Genomic DNA, 19809 nt, shown 5'->3' with positions numbered 1-19809 from the left:
GGTTAGACCGGGTTTTATTTTAAAAGGCCGTTAACTTTTAGTAGTTTAATGGAAATTCCTATTTGGCCTAAATGGTAAAGGTCGTGATGTATCATCCCTTCCAACAGCGCTTGAAAGGTGTATGTACCGCATTCCTGAGCGAGAAAGGCATCATCCCGTATTTCAATCAAGCGTATCAAGTGGTATTGAGAAGCATAAAAATCATCTTTCAGTTTTTTCCATCCTATCTGCTTTAACTCATTGTTCGAACGCCAGTTTTCGTTGCTTTCTATGGTCAATGTGCTTTTTTGGCCTTGCAGCTTACGGATACAATCCCTTCTCCATTCCAACAGATGTGAAACGATTTCGGCAACACTGTGTATATCGGGAATGGGCCGAGTGAGCGCCTGCTCCGGTGTTAATGTATCAATTTTTTTTATGAAGTTTTCATCTAACCATAGGTCACCGTCTTGAACATCCTGTAATTGCTTTACTAGATTTTGTATTAACAGATTACTCATAAAATAAGGCTTAAAGTATAATGGTTTACAGTATTCCAAAGATAAAAAATCCGGCACAGATTTAACATATAGTTAATCGGAGTCGCTATATGTTTAGATCGATTACCGAAAGATAATCATTTCTATCATCTTTTCAGCTTTTATCATTAAATCTGTATTTTTACCGCAAATCACTGAATTTATGTATAAAACACTTCAACCTGTATTGCAAAAAGAATTGGCCGAAATAGAAGAGGCAGGCTTATATAAGCGGGAACGTATTATCACGACTCCTCAAGGCGCGGATATAAAAGTAAGTGGAGGCAAGGAAGTTGTGAATTTTTGCGCGAATAATTACTTAGGGCTTTCGTCTCATCCAAAAGTTATTGATGCTGCAAAAAGAGCAATAGACACACATGGTTACGGCATGTCTTCCGTACGATTCATTTGCGGGACACAGGATATACATAAAGAACTGGAGGCAAAAATAGCTAAGTTTCTTGGGACGGAGGACACCATTCTGTATGCGGCAGCCTTTGACGCGAATGGGGGTGTTTTTGAACCGTTATTTGGAGCAGAAGACGCCATCATTTCTGATGAATTGAATCATGCGTCTATTATAGACGGCGTTCGCCTATGTAAAGCACAACGTTTCCGATACAAGAATGCGGATATGGAGGATTTGGAAAAGCAATTAATTGCTGCAAAAGGCGCTAGACATCGTATTATTGTTACCGATGGTGCTTTCTCGATGGATGGGGTGGTCGCTCCGCTGGATAAGATCTGTGATTTGGCGGATAAATACGAAGCCTTGGTTATGATTGACGAATCGCATTGCACGGGCTTTATCGGTAAAACAGGAAGAGGTACACACGAGCATTTTGGTGTTATGAGCCGCATTGATATTATTACAGGGACCTTGGGAAAAGCCTTGGGTGGTGCTTCCGGCGGATTTACTTCGGGGAAAAAGGAAATCATCGATATGCTTCGTCAACGTTCAAGACCCTATTTGTTTTCCAATACACTGGCACCGGCCATTGCCGGCGCTTCTATCGCAGTTCTGGATATGTTAAGCGAAACGACGGCATTACGGGATAAACTAGAATACAATACCAAGTACTTTAGAGAGAAGATGGCGGAAGCGGGATTTGATATTAAGCCTGGATTCCATCCCATTGTTCCGGTGATGCTTTACGATGCTAAATTAGCACAAGAGTTTGCCGCTAAAATGCTGGAAGAAGGGATCTATGTAATCGGATTCTATTATCCTGTTGTTCCTAAAGAAAAGGCCCGGATCCGCGTGCAATTATCCGCTGCTCATGAACAGGAACATCTAGACAAAGCAATCACCGCTTTTACCAAGGTAGGAAAGCAATTGGGCGTAATTAACTAGTTAAGATAAATTGATAATTGTATGGAATTAATTAATGCAAACAGGAAGGCCGGTGCTTCGCTGCTGTTCGTGAATTTCGAGCATTTTATCTAAGTTTGCAAAAAATAAACGGCCCATTGGCTGGGCTTTGTTTATTTTATAAAGAGTTAAAAATGAGTATACAGGAAAAAATTAATCAATATACAGAAGAGATAAATAATTGGACTCCTCATTCACAACAAGAAGTCGAAAACTATCGACTGAAATTTTTGGTAGCGAAAGGGATCGTCAAAGGATTGTTTGAAGAGTTCAAAAATGTTTCGAGTGAAGAAAAGCGGCTTTTGGGCAAAGTGTTGAATGAATTTAAACAATTGGCAGAAGCAAGATATGCCGAAACAAAGGATTTATTCGAGGTATCAACTGATTCTTCGACGGATACGAAAAAACAAGACTTAACCCTGCCTGGACCAGGTTTTGAAATTGGTACTCGCCATCCTTTGTCCCTTGTACGAAAAGAGATTGTGGAAATCTTCAAAAAACTTGGTTTCATTGTGGCCGAGGGTCCGGAAATTGAAGATGATTGGCATAATTTTACGGCGCTTAACTTTCCGGAAGAACATCCCGCAAGAGACATGCAGGATACCTTCTTTATCAGGAAACAAGAAGGTAATGATATTGCACTCCGTACGCACACTTCATCGGTGCAAGTACGAATGATGGAAAGTGGGACTCCTCCTTTCCGTGCTATTATGCCGGGACGTGTCTATAGAAATGAGGCAATATCCGCTCGAGCACATTGTTTTTTCCATCAGATAGAGGGTTTATATATCGATGAAGGTGTTTCTTTTGCTGATTTAAAACAGACCTTATACCATTTTGTTCAGGAACTTTTTGGTGAAGGAACCAAAGTTCGTTTCCGTCCATCTTATTTTCCTTTTACGGAACCGTCTGCTGAAATGGACATTTCTTGCACCATTTGCAAAGGAGCGGGATGTAATATGTGTAAATACACCGGTTGGGTTGAAATCCTAGGATGTGGTATGGTGGATCCGAATGTGTTAACAAACAGTAAGATTGACGCAAAGAAATATACAGGCTTTGCCTTTGGAATGGGCATTGAGCGCATAACTAACTTGAAGTATGAAATCAAAGACTTGCGTTTGTTTTCTGAAAATGATATACGTTTTTTAAGACAATTTGAAACCGAGACAATTTAAGACAAAGAGCTTCCTCTGGAAGATATGTCCGTTGCTGATCTTTATCGTCTGCGGCTGTGGAAAAGACTATTATGGGATTCCTGAGGTGGTTGTTAACCAAACGTTTTCTACCACCCAATACCACGAACTGGAGGTGGCGGGAGGCTACGCCGTGTCGGAAACCGGTGGTGTTGCCGGTATAATTGTTTATAATACAGGAAGCGGTTATGTAGCCTACGATCGTTGCAGTACAGTTAATCCGGAAAAAAAGTGTGCTGTAAATGTGGATGACACCGGTATTATTTTGGTAGATCCATGCAGCGGTGCGAAATATGATATCAGAAGCGGTATGCCTTCAAAGGCTCCGGCTGAGCGACCGTTAAAACCTTACCAGGTGAGGAGAGATGGGAATCTTATAAGAGTTATTAATTAAATGGAAGCAGATAAAATTAAAGAAAGTATCAAACGGTCGGCAAAGGATCTCTTCCGACGCTATGGTTATAACAAAACCAGCGTCAATGAGATCGCGAAAAAGGCTAAAATAGCCAAAGCTACCATTTATAAATACTTCGATAGCAAGGAAATGGTTTTACACGCCATCCTAATGGATTATATTCAGGTCGGCGTAGACGAACTCATACATAACCCAAGTACGGCTACCGATCAAGGCACGTATTTAAGTAATCTTATTTTGAAGGTCAGTCGTTTAACCTATACCATCTGTAATGAATTTATTGGCTGGGATTTCATTCGAGAGTCGGCCAATGCACAAGAGTATTTAAAAACGCTTTCTGACGATTTGGAGAATTTACTGATCAGTTCTTTTAACGAGAGCCATATTATTGATCCCGGTATACCTAAAGAAAACTTAGTATTTTTAATTAAGTCGAGCAAAAGTATTGTGTTTTCGTTCGCTTTTACGGCCGTAAGTGTGGCCGATGTTCGAAAGTATTTTGTTTCCTTTCAAAAAGAGATACTACCTTATTTAGTGAAAGCAACCGTCAGTTAACCCTTACTCGGGTACTTTTAGGACTTAGATTCTTCGTTTTAAGGCATCAATTTTTTGATATGCGAGGTATTATAGCCTGGATTAAGGTGGCAAAGAACATGACCGAGACACAACCGACTAAATTAAGCCATAAAAAGGCCATCATATCTGCGCGCCAACAAATAATGACTAAAATTTCGGCAAAAATAGCAGCAATGAAGGTCGCAGTTCCCTTCGCGCGTTTCATATAAAAGGCAACAATAAATATGCCCAAGATGGTGCCGTAAAATAAGGACCCCAGAATATTGACCGCTTCAAGGAGATTACCAAGACGATTGGCATATAGTGCAATGATAATCGTAAATATACCCCAAAATAAGGTCATAAGCCTCGACACGTTTAGATAATTACTGGCACTGCCATCCCGATGAATAAATCGTTTGTAGATGTCAATAACAGATGTTGAAGCCAGCGAATTGAGCGCACTCGCGGTTGATCCCATCGAAGCTAAAAAAACAATGGCTATTAAGATGCCTACGAGCCCTTTGGGAAGCTTTTCCGTGACGAAATTAAGAAAGATATAATTGTTATCATTCGTATCTGCTTTCGGGTCATTCTTTTGCATGAGGCGGGTTAGTTCTTCCCTGATTTCGGTCGTTTTTTGGTTGGCGCTATGTAAATCTTTTCTGATGTCGTCAATTTCAGCATCAGAATGCGTGTCCAACGCGTTGCTCAATTTATTGATTAAACGATGTTTCTCTTGAAAAACCGTATTGAATTGCTCTTTGATCTGCTGTAATTCAGATTGATAGGGACTTTTTTCAATTTTGTTTAATTCCAGTTTATTAAAAAAAATAGGAGGCTGATTGTACTGATAGTAGGCAAAAACGAGGACGCCGATCATTAATATCAGAAATTGAAGCGGAACTTTAACAAGGCCATTCATTAGTAGACCCAGTCGACTATCGCGTATCGAGGAGCCGGTCAGGTAGCGTCCAACCTGACTTTGATCGGTGCCAAAATAAGACAATTGTAAAAAAAAACCGCCTATTAAACCGCTCCACAAAGTATATTGGTTATTCCAGTCGAAAGAGAAATCAATCGCATTGGCTCTCCCGGATTTTCCCGCTATATGCAGGGCTTTTACCAAACCGATATCGGATGGTAATAGGTGGACAACCATTACACCCGCTGAAAGCAAGCCGATAAAGATGATACCCATCTGTAGCAGTTGGGTATAAGAGACGGCCTTCGTTCCTCCCCATACCGTATACATCACCACCAAGCAGCCAATGAACAAGGTCGTATAAGTAGCATCTATCTGCAAAATGCTCGAAAGGATAACAGAAGGAGCATAAATGGTAATGCCGGTGGATACACCGCGCTGTATAAGGAACAGAAATGCAGTGAAGACACGTGTTTTTACGTCGAATCTTTTTTCCAGGTATTCATAGGCGGTAAAGACCCGCATTCGGTGAAAAATAGGGACAAAAGTGATGCTCAGTACGATCATCGCCAAGGGTACGCCGAAGTAGAACTGTGCAAAGCTCATACCCGAGGAATAAGCAAGTCCGGGAGCTGAAAGGAACGTAATGGCACTGGCTTGTGTAGCCATTACGGAGAAGCCTATATGATACCAAGGAAGTGTTTTATTCCCTAATAGATAGCCATCAATATTGCTGCTGCCACGGCTCTTATATACGCCGTAGACAACAATCAGCAACAGCGTGCTGAAAAGTACGATCCAATCGATTAAACTCATTCAAAAGTTATTTTGAATAAGTAAAACAATAGAATCAGCGCAAATAGCCAAATCAACACTATCCAGTAGAATTGATGCCAGCTATTTACAAAAGGGGGGAGGCCTTTATCTTTAGGCAGGTTCTTCCTCACTTCTGCGCTTTACTAAAGCATTCAAGAAAAACATAGCGATAAACAGACCAATAACCAATCCGCCTACTACGCCCCAAAAAGATTCGGCGCAATAGCCTCCGGTTAAAGCGCCAAAAAAAGCACCGATAAGATAGAATAAAGAGTCTGTGTTGATTTTCTTTTCTTGATTTTCCATGTTTAATTGTTTTCTTTTGCGAGCAAATTTACAAATAATCTATAAGCACCGGGCACTCCTGCCGGTAATTCTCTGAAAAAAGAAAGAGATGTGTAAACATATTTACCTTTTCCATACTTTGCTACTAAAAGTGACCCTTTGCTCTCTGCTTCACCCGAGTCATTCATAGCCAAAGGTAATTGGTAATGACTATCGGTATTGGATGCAAAGTATAACCCCCGTTCTTGTATCCAGCCTTCGAAGTCGTCCGCCGTTATTTTGTTGGGATATTGAAGAATGGGATGTTGCGGTTCGATGAGGCGAACCGGTGCATTTTCGTTAGTAACACGCTCTCTGGTGATAGTAAAGGGGTATGGACCAATTTGGGTGGTTTTCAGTCCGCCACTTACATTATATTGTTCTACAAGCGTACCGCCATTTTTTACATAATCCAGTAGTTTGGGTTGTATATAACGGATACGATCATTCACGTTATAGATTCTAATCCCTGTAATAATGGCATCGTATTGTTGAAGATCTTGATGCATAATATCGTTTTCGGATAAAACATCCACCTGTAACCCTATCTCACGCAATGATGCGGCAACGAGGTCACCGGCTCCAGGTAAATAGCCAATGCGCTTGGCGGATACCCCGGTCTCAATTTTACTTAAACGAGCACTTGCCGGCGGAAACCAGTTGATTCGTGGAATGTGGTCGTAGCGAATGGTCCGTATCGATTTCGCTATTTCATTTTGGCCATTTCTATAACGAACCTCGAAAGAGAGAGAGTCGTTCATGGAAGCGTTAGATGATGGATAAATGGTTGCTAGTTTAACCAATTCGTCGTCTTTTTCTTCCAAATCGACCGAAAAGGATGCCGGTTCCATCCGCCAGCCTTGCGGAAGCACGGGCGTAATATCCGCTTGGCTGTGATGACCGTTAGACGTAAAAGAGACCTCGATTTGCTTTGGTTCATTTCCATTAAAAATGATCGCTTTTTGATTGAGATTGACGGTCAGGGGGGGCGCTATAACAATCGGATTATTTACCTCACCACGTACGGGATCATTATATGAATAGGTGACGGGAAAAATATAGTCTATTTCTTTTCCTTCGATAGACAAGGTGGCAATTACCTGTGGAAGAAGATTGCCGGCTTCCGGTTTCCCAATGAGCTTTTGATCTTTTACCGTAAATGAACCTAGTTGATGCGGAAAGGCTAACCAGTAGGGTTGCGTAATTGTTTTTGCTTCAAAGGTGGTTTTTATTTGTTGCGGCTGATTATACGATAAATTGGTTGTACCGCTTAAAAAAGACTCGGTTTGATCACCGTTTTTTAGTGCCAAAAGCGAAACAGATAACCCGGGTTTTTGTACCACCAAATGAGTGCTCGCGTGAACAGTTTCACCGAGCGCGTATTTTTCGTCATCGGCTAAGCAGGCGCCCCAGATCCCTGCACAATCCAAAATAAGCCCTTTTACTTCTTTTATTTTTTGAAGAGCCCAATAATTATTTCCCAAGCCCTCTAGCTCGGTAAGAAGTTCCGTAAGCTTTTTAATAGAATATTCGGGATGCGCTAAATTGTAATGCTCTTGTAACTGCTGCACCAATTCTTGTACTTTTCTCGAAGCGGGAACTCTCGACCAGCTGGTATTGATGTCGTCGAATAAACTTTTCCGGGGAGGGGTGCCTCCTAAACTTTCAAAATATTCATACATTTCGCCCCTTTGAGCGGTGGTGCCAAAGCCCTGACTTTTGTGGTTGGTTCGACTGATAGCGGCAATCTCACCGTAGGTTCTGCCAATAAAAGAATTGTATTGTCCTAAATCTTCTCGAAATTGTCCTTCCTTAATTGTATTCGCGCTGCCAAAATTATAGGTGTTCCAGAGAATTCGAGTGGTCTTCCAAGGTTTTACATATTTTAGCTGTTCCGGAAAACGAGATGGATCTGCTGCAGCTTTAAAGGCCTCCTGTGCTAAGAGAGACGAGGCTTGGTGATGTCCATGTCCCGCTCTTGGGTCGCCCGGAAATCGAGTTATAATAACATCAGGTTGAAAGTTCCGGATTACCCAAACAGCATCTGCCAAAATTTTTTCTTTATTCCATATTTGAAAAGTCTCGTCAAAAGTTTTGGAAAAACCGAAATCGTTGGCTGTCGAGAAAAATTGTTCTCCGCCATCGTCCCTTCTCGCCGCTAATAGCTCTTGAGTCCGTACCAAACCAAGCTCTTCGGCTTGTTCGGTACCAATAAGGTTTTGTCCGCCGTCGCCGCGTGTTAACGACAAGTAACCGGTTCGATAAAGCCGTTCATTTGCTAGCCAGCCGATCAGCCGTGTATTTTCATCATCAGGATGTGCTGCAAAGTAAAGCACACTGCCCAGCGTGTTTAATTTTTGGATTCGCAATCTGATAGATGCAGCGTTATTAGTGGATGCGTTCTGTGCCAACAAGGGTTGGACAAATAGCGTAATCAAACTAATAATAAGCAGGGGAAGCAATTGTCTACGAGGCATACGGCAATGTTTAACGATTCTTGAGAAAGGTAACTAATTTCTGTATGGCGACCGCCCGATGGCTGATCTGATTTTTTTCGTTGGCCGACATTTCCGCAAAAGTTTTTATGTAGCCATCCGGAATAAAAATTGGGTCGTATCCAAATCCTCTTAATCCAATACGTTCCTGTGTAATCGAGCCCTTAACAATACCTTCAAAGAAATGGTGCTCTCCTCCCAATCGCAAGGAAATAACGGTTCTGAACTGCGCTTTCCGATTGGTTTTGTCAGCTAATTTGGATAATAGCAAGTCGATGTTTTTTTCCATGTCTCTCGAACCACTATAGCGAGCGGAGTAAACACCCGGTTCTCCGTTTAGCGCTTCCACCTCCAGCCCGGAATCGTCGGCAAAGCAATCGCGGGCATAATTACTTAGGATGTATTCACTTTTAAGCGAAGCATTGCCTTCAAAGGTGTCGGCGGTTTCCGGGATATCGACCTCACACTGTATTTCTGATAAGGATTGAATGGAGAATAGACCTTTCACCATTGCTTGAACTTCTTCCAGTTTATGTTTATTGTTCGTTGCAAAAACCAGTTGTTGCATATCTTCCATGTGTTAAAATTGCTTGTGTTTAAAAGGCTTTTACGGCTTGCCAAAAGAGTTTCTTCTTATTTGTATCTGTTAACATTTCCTCAAAAGAATAGGTGTAAAGTAATTCGATGGATTGTTGAGAAGACGCTATATTAAGAGATAAGCCATCTATGCCTACTTTAGCGGGTGATGGTCCGGCGAATATAATCCGTTGAGGATCAAAATAACTACATAGGTCTTCAAAATTTACGCCCGCTTCTATTTGAGCAAGATTCAGAACCGCCACATCATCCAGTGCAAGACCTAAAGCGTGTAATGTTTTGGTAAAGGCATCCAAGGCCGCCGGTGAGAAATGCCTTTCGGTCATATTTTCTACCAAATAGAGAATACGGCTTTTATTGGCTCCAAGAACGTTGAAAGTTGGGCGATCAATATTTGGTGATTGCTCGGTTGCTGTAGGAAAGTCAGCTTCGAAATCGAAGAGCAAATCATCCAGTAGGTAACGTAAAGCAAAAGGATTGGTAGTATTCAACTGCGTCATAGTACGATTGTGGTAAACCCAAACGAAAATAGAAGAATCTACACCGAGATGCAAACTTAGCGAGCGAATTCTAGTTATGAAACGGGTTTTTTACCTTTCTTTAAGAATTCCAGTAGATTACTGTTCGTGTTTTTTTTATGAAACCACTCGGATCGCTCAAATAGCCAAATAAGATGCAACGCGAAAAAAGTGCCGATCAGCGATCCTGCTAACAGGTCTTTGAAAAAGTGCTGAGATAGATATACACGTGATATGGCTACCAAGAGAGCAATCAAAAAGAACCAGGGTTGGCGTCTTTGGCTGACAAAGATGTAAGATAAAGTGATGGTAAGTGAAAATATACAGGTGGTATGGCCGGAAGGGAAACTAAGTGAGTTTTGTAAGACATAATCTTTAATGGTATAAATCGCTTCTCCGTGCTCAAAAAAAACAGCTGGTCGTGGGTGCTTAACAATCATCTTTATTAGCTGCGTAAAGAAACCGGTATAGAGCATAGTAGATACCAATAAAAATGAGTGACGCCAATTAATGAAAAGGAAAATAAAAGCTATAGCCACTGTAACGGGCCAGTCACCCAAATGCGTAATGAGCATAAAAATCTGATCGGCCATGGGGTCATGTAGACGATTGACCCATAAGAATAACTCGGCTTGCGAATAAATAAGCGAGCACGTGATACCAATTAGCTGAAAGCAAACTAGTAATAAAATAAATACGGGGAATTGCTTTAAAAATGTTAGATAACTGTATTCGTAAGAGGCCGATGTATTCATTTTTTTATGCTTAACATTTCAAACATAATGAAAATGTTTATGTTTTTGCAAGCAGCAACTTGTTACTTAGGCAGCCATTTTTAACGTACAATAGCTTGTAATATTAAAGGAACGATTATTTTTGTCACTTTTTTCCGCAAAAAGTAACCAAAAACTCATCACTTGGAACTTTGCTATAAAAGGTAGTGCCTCAACGTGCAAACCGCAAATTTCCTAGGTGATATTTTAATAGAACGGAGGGCTTTTGCGGGCAGCCGACAAGGCCACTGGTGTGGGGTAAAACGGCCTTGGAGGATACCGATGCAACGAGCAGCAAAGCATTTGCACCATTGTTCATATTGCACTATCCAAGCGGATTGAGGAAGTGAAACGGCTCCAATACGCGCCGTTGATGCTTTGCCATCAGGTGCAAGGTAGCCTACACGAGCCTTGATTTTGCTCAACTTTTATCAAGAAAAGTTGAATAAAATAATCGTTCTTTTATACGATCAAATTAGAGCATTACGCACTGTGAATTGTTGTCATCGGAAATAAAGGGTCAACAGTGAACCATTTTCTTGTTAAATTTCGTTAAATATGGAATAGAGTGTAATGGATTTGTGTAACTTAGCAAGCTATTAAAACTGCTTAGTATAAAAAATAGAATTTAACAAATGAAGAAGTTTGCTGGTTTGTTGACACTTATCTTCCTCGCGTGTGCGGGAGCACTGAGAGCTCAAGATGTACAGGTAATAGATAAAGTGGCGGCCGTTGTTGGTGGAAATATTATTCTCCAATCGGATATAGAGATGCAGTACGCGCAATATCTTTCCGAGGGTAACCGTGCTGATCCAGGGGTCAAATGTATGATTTTAGAGCAGCTGTTAACAAACAAGCTTTTAACACAGCAGGCAGCAATTGACTCGATCGAGGTAACCGAAGATGAGGTGGATGATAATATCAATAACCGTTTACGATATATGACACGTCAAGCCGGTGGTCAGGAGCAATTGGAAAAATTCTTGAACCGATCGTTGCTTCAATACAAGGAAGAAATGAGGCCCGCTGTCAAGGAGCAATTGATTGCACAGAAAATGCAGGCGAAAATTACAGAGAAAACCGGGATTACCCCATTGGAGGTGAAAAGGTATTTCGAGAAAATTCCTAAAGACAGTTTGCCTAATTACAATACGGAAGTTGAGGTCGGAGAGATCGTCGTATTTCCAAAATTGACGAAAGAAGAAAAACAGCCCTTTTATGATCGTGCAGAATCTCTTCGGATGGGGATTAAAGCCGGAGACGACTTTGGAACAATGGCAAGGTTATATTCTCAGGATCCGGGGTCAGCTTCTTCAGGCGGTGATCTAGGTTTTTTTGATAGAAGTAGTATGGTAAAAGAATTTACCTCGGTTGCTTTTAGACTAAAACCAGGTGAGATCTCCAATGTATTTGAATCGGAATATGGCTTTCACTTTTTACAAGTACTTGAACGTAGAGGCGAACAGGTTAGGGCACGGCACATATTGATTGGCGTAAAACCAAACGAGCAAAGCATGGAGCGGGCTAAAAAGCAGATTGATAGCATTTACACACAAGTTAAAGACAATAAAATACCATTCTCTACGGCCGCAGCCCTATATTCCGGCGATGAGATGACTAAATATAATGGTGGGATGATGCTTAATGCGATGAATCAGCAAACGCGTACTACATACATTCCTGTAGACCAGCTGGATGCAGCAGATTTCTCCGCTATTGACACCTTGAAAGCCGGCGAATACTCGAAGCCCTTTGCTTTTTCCGACCCGCAGACTAAAAAAGAGGGCTACAGATTCTTGTACCTTAAGTCGCGCACCGAACCGCATAGAGCTTCTTTAGAAAAGGATTATGCGAAAATTAAAGAGTTGGCGGAAGCGGATAAACTGAATCGTGTAGTCAGTGAGTGGTTCGAAGAACGTAGAAAGACTACCTATATAAGAATTGATGATGAATTCAATACCTGCGCAGAATTGAAAGATTGGGTTCGAGAGAGTGAAATAAATAACGCGCAAGCACAAGTCAAAGAATAAAATTGATTAAAAAGGTAACGGGGCGCATATCTATATGCGCCCCGTTATTTTTATACCCATTTTGTGTAGACTATTTCTCAAAATACATATCAACGCTTACTTTCCACATGGAATCTTCCTGTAGTTCCCAAATGCGAATATAATAGCATTTTGTGACTTTATTTCCCTGGCGGATGATGGCATCGCCCTGACTATATGCTAACTCACCACTATAAGTACGGTCTACTTTGTGTTCTGTACTTTCGATATTGATGTCCGCTTTCTTTAAAAAGGCACGAATGTCGTCTATGCCGATAACCGGAGTATACCCAGGGATATAAATCCGGGCATAATCTGTTAAGAACTCCTTGAAAGCGGTTTGGTTATCAGCTTTCAAAATAGTTGAAAAAAGCTGATCAGTACTTAATATGATATCTTCCCGTTGTTTTAGTCGAGCCTTCGATCTAGACTTTCGATACTTATTGTCTACCGGGCTCTCCAGAATGGCAGGTACATGCTCTGTTGGTGCGCCATGTTCGCTGATTGCACGATAAGCAATTTTCCACTCACCCTTGCGATCCAATTTCCATAGACAGAAATACTCGCCATATTTCTTCTTGTATCCTACGTTTTGCCATGAAATAGGGCCCGTTGTAAAACCCCATTCATTACTTTTTGATACTTTGGCGTAAACCGGCTTCCATGTCATCACATCCGGTACACGAGCTTTGCTTTTAAAATAAATTTCGGCTTGGGTCGGTGCGGGGGTGAAGAACACCGTATTTTCATCGCTATAGTTCTTATAAGCTGCTAAAACACCTCTATTGGTGGCTAAAACGCCCATGTTATACTCGGCGGATACTAGTTGATTTATTTGATCGGAGGATTCTTGCTGAGCCCACACTGTGTCGCCTAAAAAGGCGATCATACTTAGGGCAACTAAAATAAATCTAAACATTCTTTTTATAAATATTTTTAAGGCTTCTCCCCTGCCAAATTAATGCCAAATTTTTTTTGTGGATTTACGACTTGCTCCAAACGGTACCTTCCTTACTGTCTTTCAGTTGGAATCCCATTTCCTGTAAACTATTGCGAATCAAATCAGATGTCGCGTAATCTTTGGAAGCTTTGGCTTCTTGTCTTAGTTTAATAATGAAGTCCATTAATTTTTCCAAATCCCCATTATTCTCCGTTTGATCATCTTTTAATCCAAGGATATTGAATACGAAATCGTTTACCAGTGTATTCAATTGCGCTAAGCCCTTTGCATCAATTTTGGTTTTATTGTCGTACACACTGTTGATAATACGTACAACTTCAAACAGCTCGGCAATCAGCACCGGACTATTGAAGTCATCATTCATGGCAGCTATAAAACGTTGCTTTATTTCTTCAAAGTCAACTTCCGAAGACGCTGAAGCCTTTAATTTGGGTAGTAAAGCAATGGCGTTCATTAACCGACGATAGCCTTTGTCAGATGCTTCCAGAGCCTCATTCGAAAAGTCTAGCGTGCTTCTATAATGGGCTTGCAGCATAAAGAAACGAACCGACATAGGCGAATATCCACGGGTTAATAAGGGATGATCTCCGGTGAACAATTCCCTTGGAAGAAATCCGTTTCCCGCAGATTTCGACATACGTGCGCCATTAACGGTTAACATGTTTGTATGCATCCAATATTTAGCAGGGTTGGTATGATTGCAAGCTTGCGATTGGGCAATTTCGTTCGTATGGTGAGTTGCTGCCAAGTCCATTCCCCCTCCATGAATATCGAACTGATGGCCTAAATATTTGTTGCTCATCGCTGAACATTCGATATGCCATCCCGGAAAGCCTACGCCCCATGGCGATGGCCACCGCATAATGTGCTCTGGTTTAGCTTTAATCCACAAAGCGAAGTCGAGTCTTCCCTTTTTTTCGTCCTGGCCGCCCAGTTCACGGGTATTATTTAGCATGTCTTCAAGCTGCCGATTGGTAAGAATTGTATAATCGTTATTTTTGCTGTACTTTTCGACATCAAAGTATACCGTGCCGTTTACTTCATAGGCATAACCGTTTGCGATGATTTGTTTTACCATCTCGATTTGCTCAGAAATGTGACCGGTAGCTGTAGGTTCAATGCTTGGAGGAAGCGTATTGAATAATCGTAGAACATCATGGAAGCCGATCGTATACTTCTGTACAATTTCCATTGGTTCCAATTGCTCCAGCTTCGCTTTTTTTGCAAATTTATCATCCCCCTCATCACGGTCTCCTTCTAAATGTCCGGCGTCAGTTATGTTTCTAACATAACGAACTTTATAGCCCGAATACAACAGATAACGATATATCAGGTCAAAGGATACGAATGTACGGCAGTTGCCTAAATGCACGTCACTATAAACGGTAGGGCCACACACATATAAGCCTACCATGGGCGGGTTTATGGGTTCAAAAATTTCTTTCTTTCGGCTAAGCGTATTATAAATGACTAAATTGCTGCTCATTCGTTTTATTTTTAAGGAATATGTTTTATGGGTACAAGGTACACCGCTAAGTAGATTTTGCGAATTTAGTAATTTCCTTTCATTCCATGCTATTTTTAGAATCCTGTTGGCGAGAAAGGACAATAAGAAGACGTTGCCTCAAACTCGCTATAAGGCAAGATCACTCCAAACAGCATAATGATCGGATAACTTTTTCTTCAAAATCTGATAATGCTTAACCTCAAAGGTCTTAGATGAAAGTATATAATCTATTTGAAAGTTTGGAAATTCACCGTTGTAAGTAATCCCCCAACCCGCGCCCTTCTTCTCGAAACTATTGTTCAAATCGCTAGATACGGTGTGCACGGCAAAAGATAGAGGGGTGTCATTGAAATCGCCGGTTATAATTACCGGTTTACGACAGCGATTAATCTCTTCCTTAATTCGCTTCGCTTGCTCACTCCGTTCAAAAAAAGCATGTTTTAAGCGAGAGCCAATACGTTTAGTAGATGCAACATTATCATTTTCAAAACTCCGACTTTTTACGTCTTTTACAAAGGCGTAATCCTGTGGTTGAAAACCGATAGATTGCAGGTGGATATTGTAAACGCGGAAAGCACGACCATTTTTTACGATATCGGCATATATAGCTCTATTTAATGTTCGTTTCCCTTGATAATTAGGAATTGATCCGGCATTTTTTATCGGATAACGCGATAAAATAATGAGGCCGTAAGCTTCGTACTCATTTTCAACTACAGGATGGAAATAGCTGTAAGAAAGTCCTAAAGCAGGAGCCATATTTTGCCGGCTGTTGTATTTTCCTTTTTTCCTTGTATAGAACTCCTGCATACATACAATATCCGGTGACACACTTAGGATAAGTTCGGTTACGGCTGTTTTCGTTTTTGGTCGCACGTCCTGATCTTCTTTCCGAAATAAATGTACATTATATGTTAATACTCTTATACTACTGCTGTCGGGCCGCTTAATCGATGCCTCGTCTGGTTTACTGCGAAAACCTATATGCTTTTTTAGTGGAACGTAGCCACAGAGAATACAAAGCAGTGATAAAATAAGGTATTTGGATTTTTTTAATGCCCAAAGAATGATGAATACCAAATTAGCTAATAAGAAAATAGGGTATCCTAAACCAAAAAAAGCGAGCGGCCAAAAACTTTGCGGGTCGATGTAAGGAGCTAGGTAACTTAGACATAACAACAAAACGCACAAAGCATTAATACCAAGCAGCACGAATTTTCCCAGGCTTCTTTTTCTTTTCCCTTTCCTTATTTTTGCGCCCATGGAATAAATTTAATCTTGATCTTGCTTCCCCGCATTAAATAAGGCTTCCTTTTCCGCTTTACTTAAGCTATTATATCCGGATCGGGATATCTTATCCAGAATGCTATCAATATATTCTTGATTGGTGAAGGTTTCCTTGCTCTTTCGAGGGGCATCATTTTTTATAATCCGAAGCTTCTTCTTTTTAGCCTGGATTAGCCTGCTCCAGTCATTGCCTTTACGAAGCTGTAAGATATAAACGAATCCCAAAAGCCCTCCACCTAAATGAGCGAGGTTTCCTCCTAAGTTTCCACCTCCAAGGCCTAATAAATTTAAGACGATAAAAGCTACTGCCAAATATTTTAAACGAACGTTTCCGAAAAACAACAGACGAATGGTATAATCAGGCACCAAGGTTGCGGTAGCAACGACGACCGCATATACAGCTCCGGAAGATCCTATTAGCACAGCAAAGCCGGCACCTAAAGAAGGAAACAGATTATAAAGGATTAAGAATAAAATGCCACCAACTAAACCACCCGCGAGATAGGTAAAAGTAAATTGTCTAGTATTTAGAAAATCAAGAAAGATAAGACCAATCCAATAAAGCCAAAGCATATTAAATAAGAAGTGAAAAAAATCCACTTGCGTAAACATATACGTGGCGATAGACCATGGCCGGTACAATAACCTGTTCAAATTGGCAGGCAAGGAGAGCTGTTCAACCAAAAAAGAACTTACGGGCGTTTTTGCGAAGAAATCTATTACCGAAAAAAGTCCCATCACAATGAAAACAATCGTGTTGATGGCTATAAAGAAGTTAAGCGTATTTCCCGATCGAAATGCCTTATAGTAAAGTTCGCCAAAAAATGATCTCTTCATAATTTTCTATCTCGTTGATCTTTATATTAAAGCTAACCCCATAATCCCGGACGTTTGATTCCCCAGATCTTAATGAGAATAAAGCCGAACAAGGCTCCTCCTAAATGTGCAAAATGGGCCACAGAATCGCCTGAGAATTTTGATACACCCAAAAATAATTCCAATACAATATAAATCGGAATAAATATTTTCGCTTTTATTGGGATAGGAATAAACATCAGGTATAATTCGGTATTTGGAAACAAATAGCCGAATGCAACCAATAAGCCGAATATAGCACCGGAAGCGCCTACCATAGGGGTAAAGTATACGGAAGCGAGGGTATCAAAGTTAGCTTTTGAAATACCGTCTATTTTACTTGCGACCATCCCCGTTTCAAAATTAAAATCCAACACGCTTTTAGCAGAAGGCGATCCGGTAATATTGAAGACCTCAAAAGCTTGTACGCCAAATTGAAGTGCAAGTGCCCCGAGTCCGGTAATAAGGTAAAAGTAAACAAATCGTTTAGAGCCCATGATCCGTTCCAATATGGGGCCGAACATGTATAAGGCGAACATGTTAAAAAAGATGTGCGCTAAACCTCCGGCATTGATATTCCCATGCATGAACATATAGGTGATTGGCTGCCACCAATGAAACATGGGCGAATCAAAATAATAGACGGGAAAGATTGTATATGCATATTTAAATACAAAATTTGCGCCAATGAAACAGATGATGTTTGCGATCAGTAAGTTCTTTACCACTGGCGGAATCCCACCAAATTGAGCGGATGAGTTATTAAACATGTTCTCGTTTATTTTTCAAATTTTTCTAACAGTTCCTTGAGGGTAAAGGTAATAATTATGGGTTTACCACTCAAAGAAACATTAGGTGTTGAACAGGCAAAGAGCTTATCGATAATGTCATTCATTTCATCAATGTTTAGGGCTGTACCGCTTTTAATAGCCGCATTGCGGGCCAGGCTCCTTGCCAGGTTCTCCCTTTTGGTTAACTTTAAAGTTGATTGATTATTTTTATAGGCTTCCAGTAATTGCTCAAGTACTTGTGATTCACTGAGTCCACTGCCTAAATCAGCCGGGATTCCTTCTACAATAAAGGTGTTCCGTCCAAAAGCCCTAATTTGAAATCCCAATGCATGGATATCAGGTAGTAAGTCGGTGATAAGTTCAAAATCCGCTACGCTCAAATCAACTGTTTGCGGAAAGAGGCTCTGCTGACTGGCCCCTTGGTGTGTCTCCAGTTGTTGTAAGAACCTTTCAAATAAAATTCGCTCATGAGCCGCTTGTTGGTCGATAAGGATAAAACCGGATCGGATCTGCGACAAAATAAAGCGGTTATGAATTTGAAAGATGAGCTTACCGGCTGGTTTCTCTTGGGTTTTTTCTATTGCCGATTCCTGCTGTTTATCTTCCGAATCAATACTTAACTGCTGATGGTGGGCTTTCTGCGTAATCTCATAGAGTGTTTCCCAATTCTGCGGAATGCCACTCTTTTTCTCAAAAGAGCGAGAGTAATTGTCTTGTCGTTCCTTTTGCTGAGAGCCTGTGTCAAAGGGATTGAATTGCGGATTAAAACTAATGGTCGGCGGGACAATATCTTCCGTTTTCTTGTGCGAAATCATATGGCTGAAACCCGTTTCCTGGTTGAAATCCAAAGTTGGCGTAATGTTGTACTTCCCTAGGGATCGCTTAACGGCCGAACGGATAATGGCGTATATCGATCGTTCATCCTGATACTTGATTTCTGTTTTTGTGGGATGGACGTTAACATCAATTTGCGCTGGATCAATCTCGATGAACAATACATATAGCGGATAGCTTTCGGAAGGAAGGATCTCTTCGTAAGCATTGAGTACCGCATGATTCAGGTAAGGATCTTTTATAAAACGGTTATTGACAAAAAAATACTGTTCGCCCCGGGTTTTTTTCGCATATTCCGGCTTTCCGATAAAACCATTTAGATTAATGATCGTTGTGGACTCTTCAACAGGTACTAAACGCTGGTTGTAATTACTTCCGAAGATGTGTATGATGCGCTGTTTTAGACCTTCTGAAGGAAGGTGAAAGACCTCGTTTCCATCGCTGTGCAGGGTAAAGAAGATCTTAGGGTGAGCTAAGGCAATCCGTTGAAATTCTTCAATGATATGGCGCATTTCAACCGGATTACTTTTCAGGAAATTACGTCGTGCAGGCGTGTTGAAAAATAAATTTTTAACGCAAATACTTGTGCCGGCAGGCGTTGCTGTTGGTTCTTGATTTATTATTTCGGATCCCTCTATCATAATGCAGGTCCCCAGCTCGTCTTCATGTCGTCTTGTTTTAAGCTCAACGTGAGCGATGGCGGCGATAGAAGCCATGGCTTCACCCCGAAATCCCATGGTTCTGATAGCGAAGAGATCTTCAGCCTTTCTTAATTTTGAGGTCGCATGGCGCTCGAAACAAAGGCGTGCATCTGTAACACTCATGCCGCAACCGTTATCGATTACCTGGATAAGGGATTTACCTGCGTCTTTTACGATTAATTGAATTTTATCTGCACCTGCATCAATAGCATTTTCTATCAGCTCCTTTACTGCCGATGCCGGACGTTGTACTACCTCCCCTGCCGCAATCTGATTGGCTACTGCATCTGGTAGTAATTGAATGATATCTGACATACCCTG

18 protein-coding genes are annotated in these 19809 nt (G+C 41.1%); 5 read left to right on the top strand and 13 right to left on the bottom strand.

Features of this window, described 5'->3' with window-relative positions; translation table 11 throughout:
- Positions 1–14: 14 nt before the first annotated feature.
- Positions 15–500: a DinB family protein gene (locus tag M1D52_RS23995; protein WP_130854541.1), complete on the bottom strand. Its 486-nt coding sequence runs from the start codon at positions 498–500 to the stop codon at positions 15–17.
- Positions 501–681: 181 nt separating this feature from the next.
- Here M1D52_RS23995 and kbl point away from each other — a divergent pair, with 181 nt between their 5' ends.
- The 4 genes from kbl (at position 682) to M1D52_RS23975 (ending at position 4056) form a co-directional block, all read left to right on the top strand.
- Positions 682–1872: a glycine C-acetyltransferase gene (gene kbl / locus M1D52_RS23990; protein ID WP_013664749.1), complete on the top strand. Its 1191-nt coding sequence runs from the start codon at positions 682–684 to the stop codon at positions 1870–1872.
- Positions 1873–2024: 152 nt separating this feature from the next.
- Entirely contained in the window at positions 2025–3068 is a 1044-nt protein-coding gene (gene pheS, locus M1D52_RS23985) for a phenylalanine--tRNA ligase subunit alpha (RefSeq protein WP_437394182.1), read from the top strand.
- Positions 3049–3480 (top strand): Rieske (2Fe-2S) protein, encoded by a 432-nt coding sequence (locus M1D52_RS23980; protein ID WP_013664751.1) that lies wholly within the window; start codon positions 3049–3051, stop codon positions 3478–3480. The genes pheS and M1D52_RS23980 overlap by 20 nt, the downstream gene beginning before the upstream one ends.
- Positions 3481–4056 carry a TetR/AcrR family transcriptional regulator gene (locus M1D52_RS23975; RefSeq protein ID WP_013664752.1) on the top strand — a complete coding sequence of 192 codons (576 nt, stop codon included), beginning with the start codon at positions 3481–3483 and terminating at the stop codon, positions 4054–4056. It abuts the gene before it with no gap.
- 46 nt (positions 4057–4102) lie between these two features.
- On the opposite strand, the gene M1D52_RS23970 is transcribed toward M1D52_RS23975, so the two are convergent.
- The 6 genes from M1D52_RS23970 to M1D52_RS23945 form a co-directional block, all read right to left on the bottom strand.
- Positions 4103–5797: a sodium:solute symporter family protein gene (locus M1D52_RS23970; RefSeq protein WP_013664753.1), complete on the bottom strand. Its 1695-nt coding sequence runs from the start codon at positions 5795–5797 to the stop codon at positions 4103–4105.
- A 111-nt stretch (positions 5798–5908) separates the two neighbouring features.
- Positions 5909–6103, bottom strand: coding sequence for a hypothetical protein (locus tag M1D52_RS23965; protein ID WP_013664754.1), 195 nt, complete (start codon positions 6101–6103; stop codon positions 5909–5911).
- Positions 6104–6105: 2 nt separating this feature from the next.
- Complete coding sequence (locus M1D52_RS23960) at positions 6106–8598, bottom strand: PIG-L family deacetylase (protein ID WP_437361127.1); 2493 nt, start codon at positions 8596–8598, stop codon at positions 6106–6108.
- Between the two features lie 10 nt (positions 8599–8608).
- Positions 8609–9184: a non-canonical purine NTP diphosphatase gene (locus M1D52_RS23955; protein WP_437394207.1), complete on the bottom strand. Its 576-nt coding sequence runs from the start codon at positions 9182–9184 to the stop codon at positions 8609–8611.
- 28 nt (positions 9185–9212) lie between these two features.
- Positions 9213–9713, bottom strand: coding sequence for a hypothetical protein (locus M1D52_RS23950; protein ID WP_437394183.1), 501 nt, complete (start codon positions 9711–9713; stop codon positions 9213–9215).
- Between the two features lie 74 nt (positions 9714–9787).
- On the bottom strand, positions 9788–10486 hold the full coding sequence (locus M1D52_RS23945) for a phosphatase PAP2 family protein (protein ID WP_437394184.1): 699 nt from the start codon (positions 10484–10486) through the stop codon (positions 9788–9790).
- 653 nt (positions 10487–11139) lie between these two features.
- Here M1D52_RS23945 and M1D52_RS23940 point away from each other — a divergent pair.
- Positions 11140–12534 (top strand): peptidylprolyl isomerase, encoded by a 1395-nt coding sequence (locus M1D52_RS23940; RefSeq protein WP_013664759.1) that lies wholly within the window; start codon positions 11140–11142, stop codon positions 12532–12534.
- A 70-nt stretch (positions 12535–12604) separates the two neighbouring features.
- On the opposite strand, the gene M1D52_RS23935 is transcribed toward M1D52_RS23940, so the two are convergent.
- The 6 genes from M1D52_RS23935 to mutL all read right to left on the bottom strand — a co-directional run bounded on the left by M1D52_RS23935 (position 12605) and on the right by mutL (position 19803).
- On the bottom strand, positions 12605–13471 hold the full coding sequence (locus M1D52_RS23935) for a hypothetical protein (protein WP_437394185.1): 867 nt from the start codon (positions 13469–13471) through the stop codon (positions 12605–12607).
- A 64-nt stretch (positions 13472–13535) separates the two neighbouring features.
- On the bottom strand, positions 13536–14999 hold the full coding sequence (cysS, locus tag M1D52_RS23930; protein WP_013664761.1) for a cysteine--tRNA ligase: 1464 nt from the start codon (positions 14997–14999) through the stop codon (positions 13536–13538).
- Between the two features lie 147 nt (positions 15000–15146).
- On the bottom strand, positions 15147–16283 hold the full coding sequence (locus M1D52_RS23925) for an endonuclease/exonuclease/phosphatase family protein (RefSeq protein WP_437394186.1): 1137 nt from the start codon (positions 16281–16283) through the stop codon (positions 15147–15149).
- 9 nt (positions 16284–16292) lie between these two features.
- Positions 16293–17144 (bottom strand): rhomboid family intramembrane serine protease, encoded by an 852-nt coding sequence (locus M1D52_RS23920; protein WP_013664763.1) that lies wholly within the window; start codon positions 17142–17144, stop codon positions 16293–16295.
- Positions 17145–17176: 32 nt separating this feature from the next.
- Positions 17177–17932, bottom strand: a complete 756-nt coding sequence (locus M1D52_RS23915) for a rhomboid family intramembrane serine protease (protein WP_130854534.1) — start codon at positions 17930–17932, stop codon at positions 17177–17179.
- An 8-nt stretch (positions 17933–17940) separates the two neighbouring features.
- Positions 17941–19803 (bottom strand): DNA mismatch repair endonuclease MutL, encoded by a 1863-nt coding sequence (gene mutL / locus M1D52_RS23910; RefSeq protein WP_437394187.1) that lies wholly within the window; start codon positions 19801–19803, stop codon positions 17941–17943.
- Positions 19804–19809 lie beyond the last annotated feature (6 nt).

It is taken from the genome of Olivibacter sp. SA151, assembly GCF_054130995.1.
This window is presented reverse-complemented; position numbering and strand designations above follow the sequence as displayed.